The organism is Nitrospira sp. Ecomares 2.1 (assembly GCF_965152585.1).
The window spans coordinates 1632999-1658174 of record NZ_OZ224219.1; the positions used below are offsets into that span (position 1 = coordinate 1632999).

The 25176-nt window shown below is 52.1% G+C and carries 24 protein-coding genes and 1 pseudogene; 9 read left to right on the plus strand and 16 right to left on the minus strand.

The window, feature by feature from the left end; genetic code table 11:
• Positions 1-12: 12 nt before the first annotated feature.
• Both ACWHYD_RS07140 and fabF read right to left on the minus strand, forming a co-directional pair.
• Positions 13-384, minus strand: coding sequence for an acyl carrier protein (locus ACWHYD_RS07140; RefSeq protein ID WP_447965221.1), 372 nt, complete (start codon positions 382-384; stop codon positions 13-15).
• Entirely contained in the window at positions 381-1634 is a 1254-nt protein-coding gene (gene fabF, locus ACWHYD_RS07145; protein ID WP_447965222.1) for a beta-ketoacyl-ACP synthase II, read from the minus strand. The genes ACWHYD_RS07140 and fabF overlap by 4 nt, the downstream gene beginning before the upstream one ends.
• A gap of 462 nt (positions 1635-2096) precedes the next feature.
• On the opposite strand from fabF, the gene cynS reads away from it, so the two are divergent.
• A complete protein-coding gene (gene cynS, locus ACWHYD_RS07150; RefSeq protein ID WP_447965223.1) occupies positions 2097-2549 on the plus strand; it encodes a cyanase in 453 nt (150 codons plus the stop codon).
• A 392-nt stretch (positions 2550-2941) separates the two neighbouring features.
• On the opposite strand, the gene ACWHYD_RS07155 is transcribed toward cynS, so the two are convergent.
• Positions 2942-3310: a DUF2784 domain-containing protein gene (locus tag ACWHYD_RS07155; RefSeq protein WP_447965224.1), complete on the minus strand. Its 369-nt coding sequence runs from the start codon at positions 3308-3310 to the stop codon at positions 2942-2944.
• A 424-nt stretch (positions 3311-3734) separates the two neighbouring features.
• Between ACWHYD_RS07155 and ACWHYD_RS07160 the strand changes: the two genes are divergently transcribed.
• From ACWHYD_RS07160 to ACWHYD_RS07175, 4 genes are all read left to right on the plus strand, one after another.
• The gene (locus tag ACWHYD_RS07160) at positions 3735-4886 is read left to right on the plus strand and encodes a hypothetical protein (RefSeq protein ID WP_447965225.1); all 1152 of its coding nucleotides are present in this window, start codon (positions 3735-3737) and stop codon (positions 4884-4886) included.
• Between the two features lie 353 nt (positions 4887-5239).
• Positions 5240-6688, plus strand: a complete 1449-nt coding sequence (locus ACWHYD_RS07165) for a SulP family inorganic anion transporter (protein WP_447965835.1) — start codon at positions 5240-5242, stop codon at positions 6686-6688.
• A gap of 41 nt (positions 6689-6729) precedes the next feature.
• On the plus strand, positions 6730-7593 hold the full coding sequence (locus ACWHYD_RS07170) for a universal stress protein (protein WP_447965836.1): 864 nt from the start codon (positions 6730-6732) through the stop codon (positions 7591-7593).
• A gap of 444 nt (positions 7594-8037) precedes the next feature.
• Positions 8038-9048 (plus strand): hypothetical protein, encoded by a 1011-nt coding sequence (locus ACWHYD_RS07175; RefSeq protein ID WP_447965226.1) that lies wholly within the window; start codon positions 8038-8040, stop codon positions 9046-9048.
• A gap of 415 nt (positions 9049-9463) precedes the next feature.
• On the opposite strand, the gene ACWHYD_RS07180 is transcribed toward ACWHYD_RS07175, so the two are convergent.
• From ACWHYD_RS07180 to ACWHYD_RS07210, 7 genes and pseudogenes are all read right to left on the minus strand, one after another.
• Positions 9464-10189, minus strand: coding sequence for a DUF6348 family protein (locus ACWHYD_RS07180; protein ID WP_447965227.1), 726 nt, complete (start codon positions 10187-10189; stop codon positions 9464-9466).
• Between the two features lie 136 nt (positions 10190-10325).
• A pseudogene (locus ACWHYD_RS07185) lies at positions 10326-10647 on the minus strand (DUF1330 domain-containing protein).
• Between the two features lie 471 nt (positions 10648-11118).
• Positions 11119-12387 (minus strand): IS4 family transposase, encoded by a 1269-nt coding sequence (locus ACWHYD_RS07190; RefSeq protein ID WP_447965837.1) that lies wholly within the window; start codon positions 12385-12387, stop codon positions 11119-11121.
• A 40-nt stretch (positions 12388-12427) separates the two neighbouring features.
• A complete protein-coding gene (locus tag ACWHYD_RS07195) occupies positions 12428-12763 on the minus strand; it encodes a DUF6788 family protein (protein WP_447965228.1) in 336 nt (111 codons plus the stop codon).
• A gap of 489 nt (positions 12764-13252) precedes the next feature.
• On the minus strand, positions 13253-13384 hold the full coding sequence (locus ACWHYD_RS07200; RefSeq protein WP_447965838.1) for a hypothetical protein: 132 nt from the start codon (positions 13382-13384) through the stop codon (positions 13253-13255).
• A 35-nt stretch (positions 13385-13419) separates the two neighbouring features.
• Positions 13420-13602: a hypothetical protein gene (locus ACWHYD_RS07205; protein WP_447965229.1), complete on the minus strand. Its 183-nt coding sequence runs from the start codon at positions 13600-13602 to the stop codon at positions 13420-13422.
• A gap of 334 nt (positions 13603-13936) precedes the next feature.
• Entirely contained in the window at positions 13937-14812 is an 876-nt protein-coding gene (locus tag ACWHYD_RS07210) for a hypothetical protein (RefSeq protein WP_447965230.1), read from the minus strand.
• Between the two features lie 345 nt (positions 14813-15157).
• Here ACWHYD_RS07210 and ACWHYD_RS07215 point away from each other — a divergent pair, with 345 nt between their 5' ends.
• From ACWHYD_RS07215 to ACWHYD_RS07225, 3 genes are all read left to right on the plus strand, one after another.
• Positions 15158-15307: a hypothetical protein gene (locus ACWHYD_RS07215; protein WP_447965231.1), complete on the plus strand. Its 150-nt coding sequence runs from the start codon at positions 15158-15160 to the stop codon at positions 15305-15307.
• Between the two features lie 96 nt (positions 15308-15403).
• The gene (locus ACWHYD_RS07220; RefSeq protein ID WP_447965232.1) at positions 15404-15547 is read left to right on the plus strand and encodes a hypothetical protein; all 144 of its coding nucleotides are present in this window, start codon (positions 15404-15406) and stop codon (positions 15545-15547) included.
• Between the two features lie 35 nt (positions 15548-15582).
• Positions 15583-15870 carry a DDE-type integrase/transposase/recombinase gene (locus ACWHYD_RS07225; protein ID WP_447965233.1) on the plus strand — a complete coding sequence of 96 codons (288 nt, stop codon included), beginning with the start codon at positions 15583-15585 and terminating at the stop codon, positions 15868-15870.
• Between the two features lie 53 nt (positions 15871-15923).
• Here the strand turns inward: ACWHYD_RS07225 and ACWHYD_RS07230 are convergent, their stop codons facing one another.
• From ACWHYD_RS07230 to ACWHYD_RS07240, 3 genes are read right to left on the minus strand one after another with little or no spacing between them, the layout of a single operon-like run.
• Complete coding sequence (locus ACWHYD_RS07230; protein ID WP_447965234.1) at positions 15924-16607, minus strand: hypothetical protein; 684 nt, start codon at positions 16605-16607, stop codon at positions 15924-15926.
• A gap of 21 nt (positions 16608-16628) precedes the next feature.
• Positions 16629-16859, minus strand: a complete 231-nt coding sequence (locus ACWHYD_RS07235) for a hypothetical protein (protein ID WP_447965235.1) — start codon at positions 16857-16859, stop codon at positions 16629-16631.
• The gene (locus ACWHYD_RS07240; RefSeq protein ID WP_447965236.1) at positions 16856-17215 is read right to left on the minus strand and encodes a hypothetical protein; all 360 of its coding nucleotides are present in this window, start codon (positions 17213-17215) and stop codon (positions 16856-16858) included. The genes ACWHYD_RS07235 and ACWHYD_RS07240 overlap by 4 nt, the downstream gene beginning before the upstream one ends.
• Before the next feature lie 656 nt (positions 17216-17871).
• On the opposite strand from ACWHYD_RS07240, the gene ACWHYD_RS07245 reads away from it, so the two are divergent.
• Positions 17872-20007, plus strand: a complete 2136-nt coding sequence (locus ACWHYD_RS07245) for a hypothetical protein (protein WP_447965237.1) — start codon at positions 17872-17874, stop codon at positions 20005-20007.
• Between the two features lie 127 nt (positions 20008-20134).
• On the opposite strand, the gene ACWHYD_RS07250 is transcribed toward ACWHYD_RS07245, so the two are convergent.
• The 3 genes from ACWHYD_RS07250 to ACWHYD_RS07260 all read right to left on the minus strand — a co-directional run bounded on the left by ACWHYD_RS07250 (position 20135) and on the right by ACWHYD_RS07260 (position 25150).
• Positions 20135-20974, minus strand: coding sequence for a DUF5677 domain-containing protein (locus tag ACWHYD_RS07250; protein WP_447965238.1), 840 nt, complete (start codon positions 20972-20974; stop codon positions 20135-20137).
• 597 nt (positions 20975-21571) lie between these two features.
• The gene (locus ACWHYD_RS07255; RefSeq protein ID WP_447965239.1) at positions 21572-22759 is read right to left on the minus strand and encodes an NnrS family protein; all 1188 of its coding nucleotides are present in this window, start codon (positions 22757-22759) and stop codon (positions 21572-21574) included.
• A gap of 936 nt (positions 22760-23695) precedes the next feature.
• Entirely contained in the window at positions 23696-25150 is a 1455-nt protein-coding gene (locus ACWHYD_RS07260) for an alkaline phosphatase family protein (RefSeq protein WP_447965240.1), read from the minus strand.
• Positions 25151-25176: the final 26 nt, after the last annotated feature.

A 25176-nucleotide genomic window follows, 5' to 3' on the forward strand; every position in this document is an offset into this window, starting at 1 on the left:
AAGACGATATCGTCATGTGCGCGATTTTTTTGAAGTGGGACGGGTTTTGGCTTTTTTGACAACTGGAGCAGGGCGCGAATTCTTTGCCGGTGGTGTGGGGTGCGGGTCGGAGAGGGCGTTCCCTTGAGCATGTGTCCGTTCATCCAGATAAAGGATGACCGCCCCGATGGTTGTTAATCGCCCAAAATCCTCATCCGGTATTTGAAGATCAAACGCCGATTCGACTTCATAGACTAATTCAATGGTTTGTAGCGAGTCCAATCCCAAATCATCACGGAGCGAATCCTCAGGATGCAGATTTTTCGGATCGCGCTGAAGGTATTTACCGAGGGTGTGGTACACCTGCTGACTGAGTTGAGAGGATTTGTTGACGGAAGATTTCATGTAAACTTTTTTAAGACGAGAACCGCATTGTTACTTCCAAATCCGAAGGCATTCACCAAGCCCACCCGAACGGATTTTTTTTGTACCTTAGTAGAAAGTCCCGGCAAGGCACAATGGGGGTCCGGATTATCATAGTTCACCGTGGGGTGGATGACACCGGTTTGAATGGATAAGGCCGAGACAATTGTGCCGATTGCTCCTGCTGCTCCCAAGGTATGGCCAATGAGCGATTTGGTGGCATTAACCTTGATGGCATTCAGGCGTTTGTCGAACACCGCCCGTAACCCCTTGACCTCCACATCGTCACCGACCACAGTGGATGTCGCATGGGCATTGACGTAGTCCACCTGGGATGGCGAAATCCCTGCATCTTTTAACGCCAGGCTGACGGTCCGAGCAATATCCGACCCATCCTCTCTGGGAATCACCATATGATACGCCTCGTTGGTGGCGGCATACCCCGCCAGTTCGGCATATATTTTCGCTTTACGACGGGTGGCATGGCGAAGCGATTCCAGAATCAGGGTGCCGGCCCCTTCCCCCATCACAAAACCGTCCCGTCCTTGATCGAATGGTCTCGAAGCCTGATCGGGGTGGTCATTATACCGGGTGGATAAGGCACGTAATGAGCAAAAGCCGGCAAAGACCAACGGGGTAATGCTGGCGTCCGCTCCTGAGGCAATGACGATATCTGCCTGGTTCAAGCGAATGGCCTGCAGAGCTTGTCCGATAGAATGAATGCTGGAGGAACAGGCGGTGGAAATGGTGAGATTCGGTCCCTTTGCCCCAAAGGCCAACGCCAGAATGCCTGAGGCGGAATTCAGCGTAATGGTCGGAATAAAGTTCGGATGGACCCGATGGGGCTTCCGGGACTGATAGAGGGTGGTGAGTTCACGCTCCCCCATCATCATGCCACCCATGCCCACACCGGCCATGACCCCCATCCGTTCGGCCGGCTCCTTCTCAAGGTCCAGCCCACTATCCTGAATGGCTTCCCGTGTGGCAGCAAGGGCAAATTGCGCATAGCGGTCCACACGCGATGAGAATTTATCTTCTGAAGGATCCGGGAGACGAAAGTCGGAAATCTGCCCTGCAATCCTGGAGCGATAGGATTCCATGGGGAAATCCCCAAAAGATGAGATCGCCGTAATCCCTGATTTGCCATGAAGGGCGGACTTCCAAAAAGTAGGAACCCCGACACCAATGGGGGACACGATGCCGAGTCCCGTAATGACCACGCGCACTGCCATAGTTTTCTCCAAAAAAGAAGGTTCTAACCTACCAGAACCTTTGGTCAAATAGGGAGGGGGCATGGTGCGATAAATTCTGTTTTTATGCTCTTTTTTCTTCATATAGAGCATTTCAGTTTAGGATTTGGTGCCTGGAAGGGTCGCGCGGTAAAGGGGAATTTGAGTTGAATAAATTCACGATTTGCCTAAAACGCAAGCAGAATGGCGGAGTCATGAAAAATGGCTGGCGGAAATTACTTGAGTCCCCGCTTGAGAACTTCCCCTTTCGGGGGAAGTCTGGAAAGGCATCAAGGCCTCTCAGCATCTACTGGAGGCCGTTTCAGGTGGGGGAATATTGGATTGACAGGTCCATGCTCACCGCCTAACGTATTGTCAGGCGTGAGGCAGAGAAGAGCGTCTCAGCTCCAGGAGGACCATGGGAATATCAATCATTCGCAGACTTTAAAGGAGGAGAGGTTGAAAATGGATAAGAAGGAACTTGTCAGCCAGTTGCTTGCAGCGAAAAAAGCCTCAGGAAAGACGTATGACGAGCTGGCAGCAGCCCTTGGCCTGTGTAACGTCTATGTGGCCCAGTTATTCAGATTGCAGGCGCAACTCAAGAAGGAGACGGAGGGCAAGCTCGTCAAGCTGGTACCGGGACTCACGGGGAATTTGCTTGATGCCATGCGGGAGTTTCCCCTGCGATCCTATGATCCGGCGGTCCTGCAGGAGCCACATGTTTATCGCATGACCGAGGTTTGTGCCCATTATGGGGAGTCCATTCTGGACATCATGCACGAGCAGTTCGGTGATGGGATTATGTCGGCGATTGATTTTAAGCTCACCGTCGAGAAGGTAAAGGGTGACAAAGGAGAGGACCGTGTCGTCATGACATGGAATGGAAAGTTTCTGCCACATATCGAACAGACCGCATAGCTGGGCGGGGAGTGATGCCATGGAAGCAATGGGCCAGAGGGCAGGAGATTATTGTTGATTCTAGTTCCATTAAATGTAATGCAACAGTTTAGTTTTTACTTTAAGTTATTTGTTTTAGGCTCTCTGAAACGAAAGAAAATGTTGGTGGATCATTAGGATTAGGCGGTCCATGAAATGCACAATTTTGTTTTATTGTGAATGCATATATTAACCTTTGTAGGAGCGGTCAATTTAATTTGTATGTAGCATGAAGCTAAAGCTGAATATAAAGTATAACTTTAATTTAAATGCCTATGAAAACGAGTTGGAGATAGACCGTGTAGACGAAGAAAAATATGACGGTGGAATGGGGGGAATGGTTTAACGAAAAATCGGAGGGTTAACGAGGTAGGTTAGATACCTGAGGCTTTCCTCCACCATACAAACCCATAGGTCACAACCATAAAAAGCAGGACGATGAACCCCAAGATTATTTGAATCTCCGGGGTGAGGCCTTGGGGATAAATGATGGGCAGGGCATAATGCTCAAGGAATCCACCCGCATATCCAGCGTCACCGCCGGCCTGAAGAAGCCAGTTTTCTAATGGAGTGAGAGGGCAGATCCACCCGCCAAATTCCAAGGCTACCGCCCAAAGTGCGGCAGGAAGATGAACCCAGGGGATCCAGCGCCACCACATCGTGAGGATTCCCCCGAACAATACAAAGATAATGAAGGCGAAGTGGATCAGAAGGACAAGGTCCGCAAGGATTTGCCAATGCATGAGGACTATCCCGATTGTGATGGTTTCCGGTCAATTCCCGATCCAAAATGGATCGAGAGGAAATAGTACAGACGTCCCCTCCGTTCCGTCCGGGATGGTACCATCCTGGATTCCTCCAGACGGAATGGATCTTCCATCCTGCTAAACCAATATACGTAATGGTTCCTTACCCTCTGTAGAGCGACCGAAATGCGTTCGCCGATCTTGCGGGTGTAAAGTATCAATTGAAAGTCGGTCTGTCATTCCAGGCAAGACATAAGAGAGGGAAGAGAAGGCAGTGAATCACGATAGGGTATCTCCCGGATTTCCCCTCGATTCACACTCACATCGGATGGCAAACGTGGGAAAAAGGTTCTTACATGGCTTACCACCGGTTCACCTGATCGGATCCCAGGCCAGGGGGAGATCACGGGGAAGTAGTCTGGTGGGTTTCATCCTGGGGTTGGTGTGGATAGTAATGGTTGCTCCCTTGGCTATGGGCAGTCATAAAGGTTCTGAAGAGCATCATGTGGCTTCCGAGTCCGGAACCCAAAATGCTGTAGGGCATGCCATTACGGGTGCGCCGTTTCAGGTTTATCTTTCCAAGGGAGTCGGGACAGACCAAGAAGGTAGCCAGGTCCAAGCCGGAGGCAATGCCGCACTCCAGACGGTTATTGGGGCTTTCAATCACATGATGGAACATCGGACTGACTACGCCAGATTTCAAGAGGCCCTGACCAAAGATGCCCTACAAAAAGTCATCATTGAACCAAAGGTCGTGAATCGGGAGGGTAAAGAATTTTTATTGTTGGTGGCCCAAACCGCACAACCCAACCAGGTCAATCTGCTTATCAGCGCATCCGCACTCGAGAAACAGGGCTATCTCAATCATCCGGATCAACTGGTGCCGGTATTGGCGAGAGAATTTCAATGGGTGGTGAGCAAAAGCGACACGACCTCGAAACGTCAAACAAATATGTCCCCCGGAAACTTCAAGCAGGTTCCGATCAAGACCAATCAAGAAATTGCGGAAATGTCAGGAGAGGAACGCGAGCATCTGCTTCAGCTTTTGTTTCGCACCTATTTAACTACCACTGACAGGCATAACAGTTTGGATGGAAAATCCTATTACGAAATCGGTTCCACCACACGGATCCCCCCGGCCCAACCTGATTCCACGACCAAATTGTATGACATTCGGGTGCGTGAGGCCCTGCAAAAAATTGTGCGAGAACCATACTTTCAGGAACAGACTCCGAAGGCGATCAGGAGTCTGCTCAATGGCAAAGTTTGGAACGTCACATTCGCGGACATTCAGAATCGGGATTGGGCCACGCGGACCCGGGTGGTCCCCAAAGAGCAATCGATCACGGTCGGCGAACAAGAGAGAACCATTCAACCTGCCATGATCCTCATTAATATCCATCGATCTGCCGCACCGGAAGATCCTTTCTATAAGGAATCCAATGGTCTTCCGATGGGTGCACTTCCCGTCGACAAGTTGGCACGGGTGATTGCCCAGGAAATCCAAAATAATATTACGGAGAAGTCGATGCGGGGCCATGTGGCCCAGGATGAACTCTCCGCCCCTCAATGATCAGTGCGGTGCCCACAATCTTCATTTTCTCACTCAACAATGCCGCTTGTGTGTGTGAATAGTCTGTGATACTGTCAAACGTATCGTGTAAGACCTCTTCTTCCTGGGGCAACAGACCTCTTGAAGCAAAGTAAGGCCTTACACGATTTTTTTGTTCGAACCCTCCTTGGTCTCCTGAAAACAGGAACATTCCAGCAAGCATCCAGGAGTTGTGTGATGGGACAGAAAGGGTGGTCGGGCGTAGCCCGCACCCCCAATGGTCTCTTGGCGTGTATTTTTTGTGCAGAAGGTCTGTCTAAATCGAAAAAGGATGATGAATGATACAAGAGATCGTTGGCAAAATCCGTGAAGGTATGAATATCAGAAACGATCTGCTTGCAGGTCTCGTCGTCGCACTGGCACTCATCCCCGAGGCGATTGCCTTTTCGGTCATCGCCGGGGTAGACCCCAAGGTGGGACTGTACGCCTCGTTCTGTATGGCCACCGTCATCGCGGTTGCCGGCGGTCGGCCGGGCATGATCTCGGCTGCCACGGGTGCAATGGCACTGTTGATGGTCACCCTGGTCAAAGACCATGGGTTGCAATATCTGTTGGCCGCTACGGTGCTGACGGGTGTGCTGCAAGTCGTTGCCGGCTGGCTCCGGCTTGGTTCCCTGATGCGCTTTGTGTCGCGCTCAGTTATCACCGGCTTCGTCAATGCGTTGGCCATCCTCATCTTCATGGCGCAACTGCCTGAGCTGACTGGTGTGAGCTGGGAGGCCTATGCGATGGTGGGCGCTGGCCTGGCAATCATCTACCTCTTTCCATACCTCACCAAGAGTGTGCCGTCTCCGCTGGTAGCCATTACGGTGTTGACAGGTGTGTCCATTGGTCTTGGCTTGGATATCCGCACCGTGGGTGACATGGGCCAACTCCCTGACACCCTTCCGATATTCCTGCTGCCGGATGTGCCGCTGCATTGGGACACCCTCCGAATCATCTTCCCGGTGTCGGCCACACTGGCCGTGGTGGGGCTGCTGGAATCCATGATGACCGCCTCCATCGTCGATGACCTGACGGATTCCTCAAGCAACAAAAATCGCGAATGTGTCGGACAGGGCATCGCCAATATGACCTCGGGTTTCATCGGCGGCATGGCCGGATGCGCCATGATCGGGCAGTCGGTCATTAACGTGAAATCGGGCGGCCGTGGGCGGCTCTCGACCCTGGTTGCAGGCGTATTTCTGTTGCTGATGGTGGTGTACATCGGTGACTGGGTGGCCCGAATCCCGATGGTCGCACTGGTTGCCGTGATGATCATGGTTGCGATCGGCACCTTCAACTGGGCCTCAATCCGCAATCTGCGGGAGCATCCCAAAAGCTCCAATGTGGTGATGATCGCCACCGTGGTGGTGGTGGTGGCCACTCATGACCTGGCGAAGGGCGTGCTCGTTGGCGTGCTGTTGTCCGGGTTCTTTTTCGCTCACCAGGTCGGACAGATTTTGCATATTGGCTGGAGGTCGGAGAATCAGGGCCGTCTGCGCACCTATATCATCACCGGGCAGGTGTTCTTTGCTTCGGCTGAGCGGTTTGTCAATTCTTTTGATTTCAAGGAAGTGATCGAAAAGGTTCAAATTGACGTGAGCCGTGCCCACTTCTGGGATCTGACTGCTGTCAGCGCGTTGGATAAAGTCATCCTCAAGTTTCGCCGCGAGGGAACGGAAGTCGAGGTCATCGGCCTGAATGAAGCCAGCGCCACGATGGTGGATCGTTTCGCCGTCCACGACAAACCCGATGCCGTGGAACAGGTGATGGGCCACTGAGAGGAACACATCTGGTGAAAAACGTGAAAAAGTGGCGGGTCATCAAGAACGAGAATAAGGTGCTGGCCTGCGTCGATCAATCGCATTTCGCTGATTATGTGGCCGACTATGCGGCCTGGGCGGCATGCCGCATGGCGGCACCGCTGGAATTTCTCCATGTGATCGATCGGCATCCCGAGATTGCGACCGGCCACGATCACAGCGGTGCCATCGGGATCGATGCGCAGGAAGTGCTGTTGAACGAACTGTCCAATGAGGATGAGTCCCGCAGCAAGGCGGCCCGTGAGCGTGGCCGGATTTTCTTGAACGAATTACGGGAGCGGGCCATGGTCTCGGGAGTCGAATCTCCCGATGTTCGCCAGCGCTACGGGCTGTTGGAAGAGACCTTGGTGGAGCAGGAAGAATCCGTGCGTCTGTTTGTGTTGGGTCGCCGGGGAGTCTCGGCTGAGGCAACCCAGCGTGATTTGGGGCGCAATGTTGAGCGGGTGGTGCGCGCCCTGCACAAACCGATACTTGCGGTCACCGATAGCTTCAGGGAGCCCCGCCGGGTCATGATTGCCTTCGATGGCGGAATCGTCACCCGACGAGGTGTCGAAATGGTGGCGGCCAGCCCGCTCTTCCGTGGCCTGCCGGTGCACCTTCTGATGTCAGGCAAAGAAAGTCAGAGTGCCTCCAAACAGCTTGAATGGGCCAAGACTACATTGGAGGCGGCAAGCTTTGATGTTTCGCCTTCACTCACTCCCGGCGACGCGGAACGCGTCATTGCCAAAGCGGTCCATGAGCAGGGCATCGATATGCTGATCATGGGAGCGTACAGCCATTCTCCGCTTCGCAGTCTGGTATTCGGCAGCAAAACCTCCGATTTGTTGCGTTCCGCTAAAGTTCCGACGCTATTGCTCCGATAAATCATCTGCCGTTGCTTCGTTTCAATCTGATACCACCAAATAAAAATAGTGAATGCGGAGAGGCGGTGTCTGGTGACAGACACGGCGCAACCACGGAATGGATGACGCGAAACCTCGGTGATGTTCATCATGACGAAGGGGTGGACGTAGAAGAAAAAAGAAGCCGGGCTGTCATAGGTCCAGCTTGTCAGAATACAAACCCTATGATACCGTCAAACGTATCGTGTAAGACCTCTTCTTTCCGGGACGACAGACCCCTCGAGAATGAAACAGGGACTTACACGATTTTTTTGTGCAAACCCTCCGTGGTCTCCTGAAGGCAGGAACAATCCCACAAGGATCCGGGAGTTGTGTGATAGGGCAGCGACGGTGGTCCGACTGAATCTGTTGAATTGTGTGTGTAAATTATTTGTAGTTTTTTGTGAAAAGAAAGAAGGATACGTGATGGTAAAAAAGATTGTGGCCAAAATGGGTGAGGGTATCAAGAATGCCTCCGAGATTGGCTATCATATTGTAATTTTGTGCTTGAGTGCGGGGATTGCGATGTCGCTCCCGACCGCGGCCAGAAGTTTTCTGACCTATTGGACAAGAGTAGAAACAGAAAAAATGTCGATCGTGGCCTTGGAAATAGGCGTCGCGGCGTTACTGATCGTGGTGATGACCTATCTCCGACGGAGTTGGCAGGATCGCAAGCTGGCCAAAATGGCCATTGATGCGGGCTTCGTGTCATTTTTCCCCAAACGGGCGCGACGGGCTGAGGATGGGATTCGCAAACTTCGGCAGACCCAGGGGCGTGGCCGGACAGTCTTGGTCATCGGATCAAGCGGATATGACACGTTGCGTGATCAGGTGGGGGACTTATCCACTATTCTGGATAAATGTCTGGGAGCCAACATCATGCTGGTAAACCCCTTCAGCCAAGGTGCGAGTGCACGGATCCGGGCGATAGCCGATCCGTTGATGTCGATTGAGAAATATCGAGCGGGCGTCAGGCAAAGTATAGAATTGCTTAAACGGCTTCAAGGAGTCGGAAAATCCGTCAAACTGAAACTCTATTCGGACCCTCCGCTTCTGAAATTGGTCATTCTTGGAGACTATCTCTGGATGCAGCATTACCATACCGATCTGGATATTCAGGAAATGCCGGAATACGTGCTGCGACACAACGCGAACGACCACGGGCTTTACACGTTGTGTTATCAATACTTTGTGCAGCGATGGGAACGGACCGACATACCGGAATACGATCTGGAGACTGATGAGTTGGTCTATCGGGACAAAAATGGCCGAGAAGTCAGAAGAGAACAATTCTGGCCGGATGACATCCCGCAAACCATAGAGCAGGGGAGAGAGATCCCCGTGTTGGCCTCACCGTCACAGATGACCAGGGAACAGCCCGCGCTGGAGCATGTCATGTGTCGAACAGCGACCGAAATTGTACGACCGCATTTCTGACCGTCTTAATAGGATATCTCCCAACTACTCCCCACCAAGGCTCGGACAAAAAGACTCGTATCCTTTCGTCCGACGCCTGCCGGTTGGCCCAACGGAGGGACGCTCTCATCTGCCGGCGGGCCTTGTTTGAGCCCGGCGAGTGGGTCCGCCCTCCTGCGTCCCTACATTTAAATAAAACCAGACGGGACGTCAATGGTTTTGGGTCCTTTTGCCTCCACAACAAAGGTTGCGCTCCTCGAGACGCACCAAGCAAAACCTCGCCTGCCGGGGCGAAACCCGGCAACACAGAACATCACGTTGCCACGAACGTTCGGAGCACAAGTGTGGTGCGGGCGCCTACCAGCGCATTAAGGAGGGTATTCAAGAGCCAGCTGTTGGGCGCTCCCCCTCGAGCCACTTGTTAGCCGTGGGTGTGTCACCTAATGACATATGATTGCTTGTACATGTAGGGCGTAAGACCTGTCGGCCAGCTCAGCTGCTGGACTGACGCCAAGGCTATAGCCGAAAGCTGCGTATCAACTCTGCACTCACCCGTTTTGGGTCCATCTGGAGCGACGACTAACATGATCTGAACAGAATGGAATTTTCCATCAACGCGAGGTAGTGCGGCCGAAATCGCTTTGAGGACCTTGTCGGGTGTTATAACCTGTCCGGAAATAAGTTCGTCCGGTGCCTGTCCCCGTACAAGAAGAGCGCCGGTGTACACCCGAAAATTTCCTACTATGAGATCGGGGGAGCGGTCTGCAATACTGCGGAGAATCGGCGATCCGAACGCCATATACCATTGCACAACAGCGTTGCTTGTGGCGTTGTCGGCCGAATCACTGCTTATGCCAATGGATCCGGCGATCAACTCGTCCTGCTTCCTACCATCCAGGGCGATCTCAAAACGAGCGGCAGATATGAACTGTCCCTCGGTTATAAGCACTTGCTCTGAGACAGGTGTGATACGAAGGCGACGTCCTGCGATCTCAACCTCTGCCCCCCTCACTGTCATACTCGGTACCGACTCTGAGGGCGTTACAGCTTCTTTTGCCAACAGATCCAGCAAGCGGGACATAAGCCTACTGCCTTCATCCTCGGCAGCGGCAGCCAACGGCCAAACCGCCATCATGAGCGTAAATGTGAGTAAATCGCGCATGCCTAATCTCGGAACCGGCTAACAATTTTAGGGCGGATCCCCATAAGAATTGGGTCTGCCAATTTCTGTCCGTATACCACGGTCTAATGGGTAAATCCGGATGCATGCTTTGAATCAAATCGGATAATCGAGAATTTTAACCTTTCGGTAAAGAGGGAATAGTTCCTGCAAGATCAGTGTCGTCGATTACATGGAACCTGCTGATACTACCAGCCTGGCGAGCTTGACGATATTTGGCATAGGCTGGATCATTCACAAATGCTTGCACTGCCTCCATAGAAGGAAATTTGATCAAGGCAATTACCGTTGATCCTAGTTCCTCGCCTTCAATAGTCGTAATATTGCCGGGAAAGGTATTTCCCGCCATGACTGTGCACGATATTGTGAACATTTGCTGCGTAGTCTGGAATCCACGCACCATCGGTGACTTTAATGTCTACAATTAAAAATACAGCCATGAGGGTTCTCCTGGAGATGGAGTTGGTTAGTCGACTAAATTTACTGAGAATATTATTAAGACCAGAACTCTATCAACAAATAGTAAATAGGTTTCACTTCCGTAACCCTCAAAGCCCACAGGTCTGGAATAACGCAAGCGAATTTTTCGTCAATTGACGAAATAAGTCAAGATGTGGGTCTGCGAAAAATGGGAAGAGGGGTTGTTGAGATTTTGTTGATGACTAATGCTCATATCCATAAGGAGCGTACGATGTGTGGACATTGGTCTCCTATTGTCCGACGCCTGCCGGCTGGCCAAAGGAGGGACGCTTTCATCCGCTGGCGGGCCTTGTTTGAGCCCGGCGAGTTGGTCCGCCCTCCCGCGTCCCTACATTTTAAAAAAGCCAGACGGGGCGTCAATGGTTTTGGGGCCTTTTGCCGAAACAAAAGGGCCTCGCCTGCCGGGGCGAAACCCATAGGTGTTAAGCTAATCATCGGCCTTTTCCCCTGTGAAGTTTCGGATCGAAACCGGCTTCGAGCATTTCCAGCGTGGACATGCGTGAGCGTTGTCGATATTTTCGACAGTGCCGAAGCAGCGTTTCGAGCTCTTGAGACAGATAGCTCATGGTTTGCGCTCCCGACCCCATCATCAATTGCGCGAGCAGAAACGCGCGCTCCTGCAGCCGCTTGTAGAGCTTCGCCAGACTGATCTCATAGCGTGATGTATTCCACAGGGCGGTATTGGCGACGGCATGGAGGCGCTGTACCCACACGGCGGTAATCAATTTGCCATAGAGCTCGCAGCGCAAACGATGGATATTGCCGGTCATGGACTGATGCACGCGGAGAATGGATTTGAATTGTTTGAATAGCAATTCGATTTGCCAGCGGAGCGTATACAAGGCCCGGACCATGTCCAGGGGCAGCCAGGACTCCGGCTCATTCGTGATCAAGAGTGTCCAATCGCACATGGCCACATGCCGGGGACTGCCCGTCCGGCCTTGGCGGCGGGCCTGAGCGACCTGGGCGGGAACGCGCAGGCCGACGAGCCGACAGGCGTGCGTGTGATTGGGGCCCTGCCCCAGGCGCATTTGGCGTTCAAATGTCGGCCCTGAGGCGGTCCGCAAGACCTGCCCGAGGTCAAGCCGCTCACTCGTTTGGCCATCGTGGACCGTAGTGTCGAGGAACAAGCGCGTCAGAAAGCAGGCGCCTTTTGCCGTGAGGGCGTTCAAGGTTGCGAGTTTAAAATAGCCCTGATCGAAGAGCAGCAGGTCGGTCGTGTTGACCAGGGCGGGGAGGTGGTCCGTGTACCGATTATCCGGCACGGTGCCGGCGGTGTCCGCCAGAAAGGTCAGTTCGCCCTGCTTGTAGTCATACGCCGTTTGAAGCTTACAATTGGCGGTGGAGGCGTTGCCTCCAGAGCCGGGGAGGACGGCGCCCAGTTTCTCGCTGACATCCCAGCTCGAGCTATCCACGAGCAAGACACGGGCAAAGGGCTGAAGGAGTTTCGTGCGGATCGGCACCGTCTGCAGTTTGTGCCGGAGCACGGTGTGCAGACAGTGGCGGAGAAAGGCGGTGGCCGAGGCCGTAAAGCGTTGATGTAAGGCTTCGCGACTGATGCGCGAGGAGAGCGCCGCCACCATCCCCCCAACGACGGATGCGGCAACCCCAGTTGGCAGGGTCAGGAGCACGAGAAAGTCATGAGGCGTGAGCCGCCCGTGGCGTTGCTGAAATCCCGTGTGTTTAGCCAGTCGAATAATCTCGTTTTTTTTAACCCCGCAAACACCCTCGGCAGCCCCCTCATACGGACGCCCCTCTGAAGCCCTGGCTGCGAGCCAGGGCGAGACATGCCTGAACCCAGTCCGTGGTTAACCGCTTGAAGGCCTGATAGCGCTTGAGTCGCCGCCGCACCTCGCCTAGGTCCCCCTTCTGGACGAAGAGCGTGGAGCTCTGGCCAGCCACGGTAAAACTGAGCTGATAGTAGGGCCCGTGCTTCTTGGGATTGGAGGGAGCTTTGCACCGACAGCCCGGTGTCCCGCAGACATTCCACTGTTCGCTCAGACTCCCCGGCAGGACCGGGCCCAGGGTCGATAGCTGGCGCTGAATTCGTTGCAGAGTCTGCTCTTCTCGCGTCATGAGTTCCTCCTCTCGTTATAGCCGATAGCTTTAATAATGCTATCGGAAATATAGCACAAAAAAAGCGCAAGGCAAGCGCAGCGGTAAGGAAATTTTTTGGCTTAGCTTAACACCTATGGGCCGAAACCCGGCATTACGGAACATCACGTTGATACGAAATTTCGGTTCAAAATTTTGAACTCCAAAGATCTGCAGCATTGCACCCAGACTTCCTAAAAAGTAGGTCATGATCGTCATTGGGTCTAGGTGCGGTGAGTGGTCTGATACTGTTCCGGCTAGAGGTGGTCATGATCGCGGAGAACTCGTACTCACACTTCTAATACTTTTCACGGGCGTTCATGTGTAACCCAATGGCTGTCGTGAGCGCCTGTTTATCGGAGGCCAGGAAAGAGACGGGAGGCGCGGAAAACCGTGGCGATCTCGACCGCACCTACTCTCATTCGATATACGATGCGATACGGGGATTCAATCACTTCGCGAATCTCTGGATCATTGCGTTCGGGCACCTTGCGACCCGATCCTGGAAACGCCTCCAGCCGCAACCGCCTTCACGATCCGGCCCACCACTAACTCCGCGACGCGCGGGGAATCTTCAGCTATGTATGCTCGGATGGCTTCCATATCACGGAGTGCTTGGGGCGACCAAATGATTTGAGTCACAATCCGAGCCGACGTTTGACTTGGTCATGCGGAATGCCTTCTCCCGCATCAAGTTCAGCCAAGCCTGCATCAATCTTGGCAAGAAATACAAGTCGCTCAATGGCGTCGTCATATGTCGCATCAGATGGTAAATTCTGCAAGGACTCCAGAATGCGGTCTGGTATGGTTTCAGATGACATATTCCGATTTTACCTTTCCCCTACGGGGATTAAAATTGTCAGAAGCGTCCGCCTAACAGCTCGGTGTTAACGGCGTGGTAGTCCAAACCCAAAAGATCTGTTTGTCCCCCATAGACCCATAGCATCATCCTGGTTCACCAGAAAGTACCTCACGACCGCCACGGGGTTTGCATGGCCATGGCAGGGGCGGATCATGATCGCAGAAAAACTCGTAACCATTCTGCGAAATACTCGTCAAGAAAATCCATGTGCAATTTAACGATTCACTTGAGCCACCGAGCGTACCGAGTCAACTGACCTGCGGGCGGGTCAGCAGTCCACCTCCAATTACTCGTTAGATGCCCACTCCTGAGTAAGGAGTGTTGTGGCGGCGTGTATGTACTTCCGGCAATCGAACTCGTACCTCTTCAAGAAGATCCCAGAATCGCATCTTTGCAAAAGCCCAAAGCAGGATCCCGAGCCTTTCGTTGACGAGATTCCGCTCAAGGTATTTCCGAGCGATGGACTTGTGTATCCGCCGCCCGAGTTTCGCTGAAACATAGCAATAGGTTATCGCGTCCCAATCACGTAGGTTCTGAGTAACGTCAGGTGACTCTTGGCCAATTCGTATATAGAGTCTTGCCACTTCCGAGGGGTGAGTCAACACTTCGGAAATTCCTACCCGATTCTCTTCGAGGAATGTGGGTGAGAAGTGTTGTATGAGCAGGTCCGCAGATGCCGGATCTCGCCATGAATTCCAGGATCGCAGTACGAGATGTTTAGGAATCCGTCGACCTTCAGCAGATAGACTCTTATATCCGCGCTGACGCATTCGAGAGTACGGCGAGGCAAGGAAGTATCGTTGAATTCTTCGGCGAGTGCGAGTTTCACAAACCTCCCCTATTTTACTCAAGCAAAGCCCGTAACTTTCTCGTTCTCGGTACTTCGCTTTCGGTACCAGCCGAAGTAGCCGGCTAATAATTCGCCGTCCAAAAGAGCGATTCCCATCAGCAAGATTTTCGCAAATAACCTGGAGAGAGATGTCCCGTAGTAATAGGTCTGAGTCCAGACTAGAGAATAACAGTCGTTCAATTTCGTCGCCGTCAAGGCAACGGCAGAGGTTGCGGAGGAGCTTACGTTCATCTGTTCCAGGTTCGCAGGGCGGTATACTTCTGATGTGGGCGACGCGATCCACTTTCTGGTATCTACCGATTTTTATGCTGATCGGCATAGCAACCCTCTTGACTAGCATCAAAGCTCATGGATCGGCCTGGTATGGACAGGCGGATTCTTGGTTAATTATGGAATTAAGTCAAGTTGGATGACACAGAAAAAGGTACCTGACTGAGTTGGTAGTGTTGCTGACCGGGCCTTTTCCATGAGAGGAGATCTGGTGAACATTTTTCTTCCTTGATCCGACACCTGCCGGCTGGTCCAAGAGAGGGACGCTCTCATCTGAAGGGTAAATGACCGACCGAGCAGCAACGGATCCCTGAACTCGAATCGGAAAATCGCCGTTTACGGATGGAGCGTGAAATCTAAAAAAAGCCACGGCCTTTTTTGCCAAGGAACACACATGAGGTCTCGATTCATCGAGCAGCAGCAGAAGGCCTGGCCGATCACCCTCACGTGTGGTGTGTTGGGCGTCTCCCGAAGTGGCTATTATGATTGGACAGCGCGTGATCTGAGGCAGGGCATTCGTTCGAATATCGCGCTAGAGAGATGAATATAGGAGATCGTTACTGAACACCGCCAACGCTATGGCGCGCCACGGATTACCGAGGCGTGACAGGATGAAGGCCTGAGCTGTCGTGAGAACCGTGTGGCTCGACGCGTGCGTGCTTTGGGACTGAAAGCGATTCAGGCCAAGAAATTTACAGTCACCACTGACTCGACTCACGCAAAGCCGGTGGCACCCGGTCTGATCGAGCAGGACTTCCGTGCGGCGGCGCCCAATCAGAAATGAACCAGTGACAGTACCTCTGTCTGGACTGAGGAGGGATGGCGGTATCTCGCCGTCGTGATGGACTTGTACCCACGGGGAATTGTGGGTGGTCGATGAATCTACGGATGACACAACAGCCGGTGTGTGACGCGCTGACCATGGCCGTGTTGCGTCGCGGCTTCCCCAAGGGCACGATCATCCACGCTGATCGTGGCATTCAGTATGGTTCTCAGCGCTATCGGCAATTGACAGGAGCCATGGTCTGTGCGGAAGCATGGGGCGCAGGGCCGCCTGAATGGTACATTTCTAATTTGCTACAAGAATGTCTGATGGGGAAGGACTGAGGAGATGAGGTAACCAATCTTCACATTTAAGCAGCATAAAAACAAGCGTCAGTTTACGGGTTGCTGGATTCCGCCAGCGTAAACTTTATGTTTACCGGTTCCATTCCAAGCATGGGCCAGATCGATAAAATGATATCTTGCCCACTTTTGGAGGCAATGGACTCATCAAGCCAGCGCGCATCAGGGATTATTTGGTCATCCAGAGCCAGCAATAAATCACCGGGCATTAGCTTAGCCGCGTGAGCGGGGGTGCCGTCAACAACATCTTGAACAATGACTGCGACATCACCCCCAATGCGTTGGTGTGCGCTGACTGGCGCATCCTCATAGTACGCCCCAAAACTAAATTTTCTGACAGCCCGCCAGTACGTTGCCAAGTACAAACTTCCATTCCGCCACTGAAGCACCTGAGCCGCATCGAGACTACCACCAAAGTTCATGGCCGAGAAAGGTGCAACTATCGGCAAATGCCCGCCGACTAAATACGAGTAGCCAACCATGGCGTAACCTTGCCGGTACATTTTCACAGACTCTTGGTCCATGTGTGTGACCCAACGATGGTCGATGGATTTCGCCTTGATCAGTCGGTTGTCCTCCGGATCGAGCAACGGATGATAACTCATGCTGTAAGGGTAGGCACAGCCGCCCAAGCCAGAGGCCAGTATCGACACGAGGAGAACGTAGGCAAATTGTTGACCTGTAGAGCCGTTCAATTTCTTGAGTATGAGTATAACCAAATCCACACCGGTCCTGGGCGCTTAGCGTCGCCCTGGAAATGCGCGCGGTAAAGCGCGCCCCATTCGGCCATTGGCTTGAACTAACCCACCAACGGCGGTGGCGAATTCCGCCAGTTCCAGTTCGGTGAACAGGGGGCCTCGCGCCTGGGTCCAGCCCAGGCTTGAAACATCACTTAGAGTTTCTGCACGGCGTGGGGCTTGGTTGACGTATTGCTCTCGATAGTTGGTCAAACCAATTTTTTCGCAAGTCATTCCGCCTTGTACTCCTCCGCCCACATTGATGCACTCCCTGATTTCAGCCGAACGAGATTGGTATGCCGGCGGATTATGTAAGAGTTGCTGCTGAGCCAACCATTAATTTGAAGTTGCGTCGAATACGCAGCACTGATATCGGCCAAGCCTTGTGTCGTGTTGACCAGGGCATCTCCCATGGCTTTGATGTTGGTCGGTTTGGCATTGACCCAGGGGGACTCACGGTAGAACGATTCCACGCTGGTACGGACTATGGTGCCGTCCTTACTGGTCGGTGCAGTGGTGGTACAGCCGCTGGTCGCAATCACCCCAGTTACCATGACTATTAAGAGATAATCGGATCGAATGCGTGCCATAATCCTTTCACCTTAGAGTATGTGAATTTGCGCAGTTTGTGTTGTTCCAAAGCGTGCCGCTTCGAAATAACTACAGAGGGCGCATTTTCTTTTCTATTGTTGTTCATGTCAATAGTGAGTGGAAATAAAATAAGGATAGCATTGATGTAAAGAGCAGTTTTTAGAATACTTAGATCATCATTATGCATAATCGAATTGTGCAAAATAGTTTGTTGCTATTAAGATTGTTTCTTGTCCGTGAGAATCCCGAGTTTCCCTCAAAAGTAGTCGGTGGCGAATCAAACCCGTATTTATTCGCAGATCTCAACAATAATGCTCAGCTGGACTTCATGCATGGAGAATACTGACAGATCATATTTTGGAGTTAAGGTTCCGCAATGGGATTCTGGTGTATAAAGTAATCTATGCATGAGATATGATACACAGTTTCAAATAAGGATGACTCTGCCGAGAAAAAACACTGATTTTTGGTTAGGGTAGTACAAGGTATGAGTCGTACTTCTGGCTGAAGTTAAATCTTTATTACTTGTGTTAATTCGTGCGTCATGACACTTTGTATTGATGGTACAGGAAGTAAAATGAGGTAGGTGCTGCAGAAGATAATGAGGATTTCATTAAATTTCAGAGTGCGAGCTCAACGGGTAAGGAAAGGTGCCTTGTCTTATGTAGGAGTTTCTCTCATCATAATTTTTCTGGTGGGCTGTAGTACCACAGAACGTTCCGAAACCAAACAAGAGACTGCGAGAAAAGCCACTATTGAAGAACTTCATTTTTTACCGATTGCAACCTCCTATAGCTGTTGGCCGTGTGCCCTCAGTTCCTTGGGTCGCTCTAATCTACCCAATGAAGATCAGCAAGCTAACTACTTCGAGGCTGGTGCGGATATCCCCATTGTTGCAGAATTGGAAAATGACAAAAATCAGCGGTTTTATATGAAGCCGTCCAGCGTGCGCTCCAAAAAGGATTTGGCCCTGCCTGCGACGCGGGTCTTGTCTCCTAGTGATTTCACTATCACTTTATCGGGCTCAGAGTGGGAGAAAAAAGGCACACTCTTCATGATTGAAGGTTATCCTCATTTTCGATGGGGTGCCAAGCTAAATCCTGAAGTCATTATAGAGGGAATGGATGATGTCGAAATCGTTTTGAGGATTCAGTATAAAAACGGGCCTATACTGACGAGGACATTGCGCCCTAATACGATAAATACCTGGGGATTGCCGCCAAAGCTTGCTCACACACAGCCTCTTCAGCTAGACACGAGTTTAGCATATGTCGTTAATGACGATGGCATGCCTGCTGTCATCGAAGGTAGAAAGGTCCCCAGTACAAGTAGATGGGATCGGTATTCGCAACGTGAGAAACCCAATGGATACCAAGAAAAGCTCTTAGGGATAAAGGCCGACGCATGGAATGTTATTGAATTTGATTTCACACAAGGAATAAAACACTTCTCCGGGAAACAGTGTACAGGGGTCCACCCTGCTCGCCTGATCGTGACAGGACAAAATCTTGATGCCCGTAAGCAAGGTTGCCAGTTGCAAATAAGAGCCCAGCAAATCACAGGCCCCCACTCCCTCACGGTAGCAATGGTTGGCGCGCCCGAAGTAAATATTTCCATTCCGGTTGGGATAAAACCCATGCAGCGGGACCAACCGCTTGCAAAAGAAATCACCAAGGTTTCTTGGGGGCACATTAACAACGCGAAAGGCTACCAAGATCGCACAAGAGTCCTTCCTGGAGATCGGCTCGGATATTCGTTGAAATTTCATGACCAATGGTATTCCTACCAAAATGTCGAATGGCAGAAATTGAAGTTTGAAACGAGTGAAGGTATTACTATTGAGCCCGGCCCGACAACACGACAATGGGATGATCCTGAGTTTTACGTCGTCATTGATAGAGACCTCGCCAACGCGCTAACCGGTGCGTTGACTATGGAAGTCTGGTACGAAGGACGGCGTGATCTTGCCAAAAGTCTTGAATACACGCTCGATAGCACAAGCCTCTATAGTCCTTATTTGTTTAAGGCAAACAAAGACACCCTGGAAAAGAGAACTGGTCGTGATGGGCGTCAGGGTCGTGATGGGCGTAAGGGGATAGACGGCCGGAGCGCACAGATCCAGAGCAGAGCCAATGGTGAACATGGTGGCGATGGCGAAGCTGGCGGGGATGGTCACAACGGCAATTCCGGCGTTAGACCCGATCCATTAAATCTTACGGCTATGCAAGTCAAAGGCATAGATGGGCAGGACTATGTCCTGTTTGGCTTTCAACGGGGTGCAGAAACAGAAGAAATATCTTTGCTTATACTGGGCGAACCGTGGAAGGTTAAATTGATCGGTGGTCCTGGGGGCAAGGGAGGACGAGGCGGACATGGGGGAGCTGGTGGCGATGGTGGAACAGGTGATATGAACCTGCGTGGCGGCAATGGTGGCCAAGGGGCCGATGCTGGCAATGGTGGAGATGGCGGAGATGGTGCTGATGGCGGCGATATTCGATTAGAGATTACTGACCGGCAGCTGGAAACGATGTTTCATTTAATCACCGCAGGTGGCCTCGGTGGTGCAGCGGGTGAAGGTGGGACGGGTGGTAGAGCAGGAAGGGGTGGTCCTGCGCTTATGAATGGACGAAATGGGAAGGATGGTCGCGCGGGCCGTGATGGTTCCTCTGGTTACCCTGGACGGAGCGGACAACCGGGCCGTGTTGAGGTGAACATCGCTAATACTGCTAGCAAGCTTTGGTCGCGAGCCTCGGCCGAAATGCGTGCGCTATTGGTAAAGCCGGCCCTATGATAAAAACTATTTTCAGCAGGTACTAACCTCACTCAACCTCATCTGGATTTCGAGCGAGAAGAAATTCGACTTACGTTCACCAATGTTCAATCTAACGGATCGGAACTCAACTGCGAGCCACGACAACCTATTGCGCCTGGACCTCCTTCCGCATCGCCTCGATTCGCTCATCGAAGTCCGAACAGTCGAGGATTCGCGTACAGGTGGCGAGTAAATCTGCGATAAGGGCAGCAGCGAGCAAACTGGAGTTGATTTCTTGTTCTTTCGACATGAGCCGTGGGTGAATCACTTCGTCGCCGTCCGCAGCGATGAGGGAGTCCATGAGCGACCGCATACCCGAGTGTACATATGGGTTCGTTTCCTGGTAGAGAGCCACGATGCGCAATGGTCGAGTGGGATCCGCTTCTTGCTCACGCGTAACTTTCGCATAGGCTTCAACCCGTGCCACCAAGTCCAACCGTTCCCAGTCCCAGTAATCGGAGCCATCGCTCCTTTTATGAGAGAAGCGGTCTCGATGGACATCGAGTTCGGTTTTGAGTTCCGCGTCGGTCCTGCCAGCTTGCCGCAATATGTGGGGGAACCGTCTGCCTATTTCTAGTAGAAGTCGCCAGCGATTCACGTCACTGAAATCGTGGAAGTTCTTTGCCCGGTCGATCCGTTTCTCCGGTTCGCACTCAATGAACTGGAGGTTGATGAATGTCTCACAAAGAACCCTCATGAGAACATTCTGAACTGGGCTTTCTCGAAGATCCAGAACTCCTCGGCAGAGCTCTATTATACGGACGAGATGTGCGTACGCGACATAGCTCAGGAGTTCACGATCTCCAGGGCGCTCGACACGGCGAGGTCGATAGGTTGCTTCGAAGTCTTGGGCGAGCCGAATAGCCTTCGTGAGTACTTGTCGGTGCTGCTCCTGCCGCGCTGAGAGGGCTGGTGCAAGCCACGGGTCGCTTTCGGGTTCAGTCAAATCGGACCCCTCGCCGCCTAACAATAATAACGTTTAAGCGAATCCGCATAAAGCTCCGATCCGCCAGATTCTGTCCGTATAACACGCCATTAAATTTTCTAAACCCAACACCATTTTCGTCGCCGTCTCAATGTGGGGCGCCTAAGAAGCTAAATTGCAGCATCTAATGCGAAACGGCAAAACATTTTCTTTCAGAGCCCTCTAATCCCATATACCGAACTGGAATGACCGAGAATGATTCTTGGTTAATTGACGGAATTAGTCAAGCTGGATAACCCAGAAAAAGGTACCTGACTGTTTCGAGAGTAGTGATGTTCGGGCCTTTTCCATGAGAACAAATTCTGGTGAACATTCGTCTCCCTTGATTCGACGCCTGCCGGCTGGCCCAAGTAGGGACGCTCTCATCCGCCGGCGGGCCTTGTTTGAGCCTTGCGAGTTGGTCCGCCCTCTTGCGTCCCTCCATTTTAATAAAGCCAGATGGGGCGTCAATGGTTTTGGGTCCTTTTGCCGAAACAAAAGGACCTCGCCTGCCGGAGCGAAATCCGGCAACACGGAATATTACGTTGACCCCCAAGTAAGGTTTTTTGACGCGTGCTTTTACTCCCCGTCGAGACTGGGGCGCAAAAGAAACGGTCCATAGACAACAGCGAACAGCAGATAGCCGCCGCTCCAGATAATTGCCGACAGGCCAAGCACGAGAGAGGTTGAAAGATCCGTCGCCGGACCAAAGACCCGCAGCATTGCACCCACATTCACTAGTGTATAAATCATCACCGTCATGGTGCCTGCCTGCCGTGGGCGCCCGGTGTGACCCAGGCTGGCGCGGGTCATGATCGCCAGAGTCATCGAACCCACGGCTCCGGTCGTGAGCACGTGGACTGCATCCTCTTGGGGCAATCCAGACCCCAGAATCGCCGCTCCCAGGATAAGCAGCGACATGGCCAGCCACCCATAACCCACGTGCAGGATGAGCACCAACGGTTCACGCCAGGTGATCCAGCCGTACCAGCGCAACAGACGAATGAGATTTACCAATCCCGCTACGACCAGGAGCCAGCCCGTCATCAGGGACTGTGGCTGAATCGACCAGGCGATAGCGGCGATGGCGGCAAGAAGGATCGACGCACCGTCGAAACGGGAAAAGGATGGAGGTTGTTGGGGCATGCCGCTCTCGCTCAGATAATCGAGTGTAAAGCTGGGAATGACGCGCCCACCGATCAGCGCTAACAACATGATGATAACCGAGAGCGCCATCCGCTCGGGGAGATCCGTCGCCGCGTCGCTTAGAGCGCGGACGTGAAAAAGCAGATTGGCGATTGCATAGAGACTGATCAATATGCCGATTGGCGAACGATCCCACGCGTTCCCCATCGCAATTTCCCGCCAGACAATGATGGCCAGGGCGATGAGAAAGGCTCCGTCAATGAGGACGCAGACCAAGGGTGGAGGCCAGGGTATGGCGATGACCAGGCGTCCTGCTAGCCACAATGCCCACAGCACCATTAGCGGCAATCCTTTGATCGGAGGACGGTCCGTCCAGTTGGGCATGGCGGTGAAGAGAAATCCCGCGATCACGGCTGGAAGGAAGCCGAAGATCATTTCATGCACATGCCATTCTCGCGGGACATAGAGGAAATGTGTGCGGTCTACCCCGGAAAGAATCATGGCCCAAATCGGCAGGGCGACGCCGGCAAAGACGGCGGCACTTAGAAAGAACGGTCGAAATCCGTATGAAAAAAATGCCAGTCGTTGAAGCCCGGATGGTTTGTTCGTTGTGTTGATCATATAATCCTGAGTTTTGAAAAGTTGTTCGTCATGGGGATATGCGAATCCTGGGTCGCCTGAAATATTTTCGGCTTGTCGGGTAGCAGTGTAGGCGATTCGGTTGAGGGGGCAAAGGGGAGGGGATCAAGAAAGGGTATCTTTCAAACAGGGCGGCCTCACCGGGTGGTTACTCTGTGCCATTTTGGGGAATGATCGGTGGCCAGGTTGACCGTCATTGCGGCTCAGCTAGATCCTTCGCTTCACTCAGGATGACAATGTTCAACGGGATTGTGTGACTTTGATTGTTCTCCCTGCTGACGTTAGGAGAATACATATTGACCAGTGCGAGCCATACCAGGTGGTCATCCTGAGCCAGCGGCGAAGGATCTGTGCCCAGGGTGACGAGTCAACGGCTAAGCCAGATTCTTCGTTTCACCTTGCCCTGAGCCTTGACGAATGGGGCAGAATGACAAAATCTCCTCAGAGGGACAAGATCTCTTGGGTCATTCTGCTCCCTTTTGGGGAATAGTCGGTGTCCAAGTCGAACGTCATCGCAACTCAGCTAGATACTTCGTTTCCCCCATCTCTGAAAGTGTTTTCAAGTGTTACGTCTATGCCGGCTCGTCGTCGGCCGAATTGCCTATGCGAAAAGGCAACGTTGCCGGGAATCGTCAATGGCCCCCAGCGGGGGCTTCAAAGACACCCAAAAGTGAAACGTGGGGGGGAATTCTAGAGCGTATTGAATCTTTGCAACGGAGATCATTTTTCCTCACCGAGGCCTCTGAACGTTCCTTTTCGACATGCGCTCAAGCTCGATTTTGGTAAGGGCTGAGTTGTGTTTGTCTGAAGCCAGTATCCACCGCGACTGGGTAAGTCGGATTATGCTCGCCCGAATCTTCTGACCACAACACCGGGTAGGTGGCGGTTTGAGTGAGTTGCGTTGGCGGGAGGAATGGTTTAGCCGTCCATATTCACAAAACGCTTACTCCAGCCCGCTAAATCTTTAATATGATGGAGAGGGTGAAGGTCCCGGACAGAATCAGGAATGATGGCAAACCCGTAATCGGTATGATCCCCTCCCCGGGCGCCAGGAAGTTGTGCGAATGTAAGTTCTCCCACCAGGGGAGAGTAGACCCGTTTAACGAATGGCCGGGCATTCCAGGTGATGACATAGTCGGGAAGCAGTCCACTCCGATCTCCCGAAAATATTTCCTGGGTATCAACGACTTCATCTACGAGGTGTACATTTGTATCCCGATCGCGCAATTCCAAGAAAACGTTCTTGAGAAAAGCAACATAGTGGTTATGTAATTCACTGTGGGGTGCCAACATTCCTTGTGATTCTCTGCCGATAAGATTGAGACGTAATTCCGTTCTAATATCTGTTCGCAAGGCGAATCCAGGGGTCAATGACCAATCTAATCCCCCAATAATTTCCTTTTCGACCACCCATTGTCTGACAAAATCCGGTGAGCTGGCACCGATGGCATATTGTAATCTTGCTGGCACCACGTTACGTAGGTAGGGAACAAGGCCGTTCATTCGAAACGTTCGTTTAGGGGAAACCCCGCAATATTTCTCTAGAAAAATCTCGTTAATCCTTTTCATAAGCGGGCGGACTATATGGCCCTGGGCATAATCCCTCGTCATACCATGAGCGGAAAACACGACGACCGTGGTCTCATCGTCTACATGACCAAAAATTCTTGCTAAGGCCCGATCGACGGCTTGGTAAATCTTTAATAACGGAGTGTCAGGGCCAAATGCCTTTTCATCTTCATTACTGAAAAATACATGTCCTCCACGGTGTGTTTCTGCAAACACGGCAACGAATAAATCCCATTCCACCTTTTGCATTAACTCTATAATCAAACGGCTTTTTAGCTCTGCACTGGCGATCAGTTGTTGTTGAATCGTCTTCAGTTCTCCGGACGTTTTTTGAATAGGGGTTTCTCGTCCAATAGGGCTGTTGCCCATATCCTGGATGATGGCTTTTACACGTTCCTGGCTACACCCAAGAGGATAGGTTTGCCCGTGTGTGGCCCAGTCGGTAATTTCTAGACCCTTGTTCAGGGCAACTGGAAAACTATAGGGAACATCGAGGATGACGACATGGTGGCCTGCATTTTCTATGTCCTGCCAAAACGGATGATAAAAAGACCAATCAGCTCCAATCCGGCGAAGCCCCATACGTTTTGCATCCCACACGAGGTGCTGGTACATCCCATGCACGCCTGGATCGGCTCCATTATAAAATGTCGGCCAGACGGAGCCACTCAAGGCCTTCGGGACATCAAGCTTGACCAGGTTTCCGGATTTCAATTTTTCCTGTAAACACGGTAAGGCAGAAGCTCGGGATTGAATATAGTCGAAATCACCGGCATCCAAACCCAGTAAACATAAACGTGGCATGGTCAACCTAAAGATCTTTAATACAC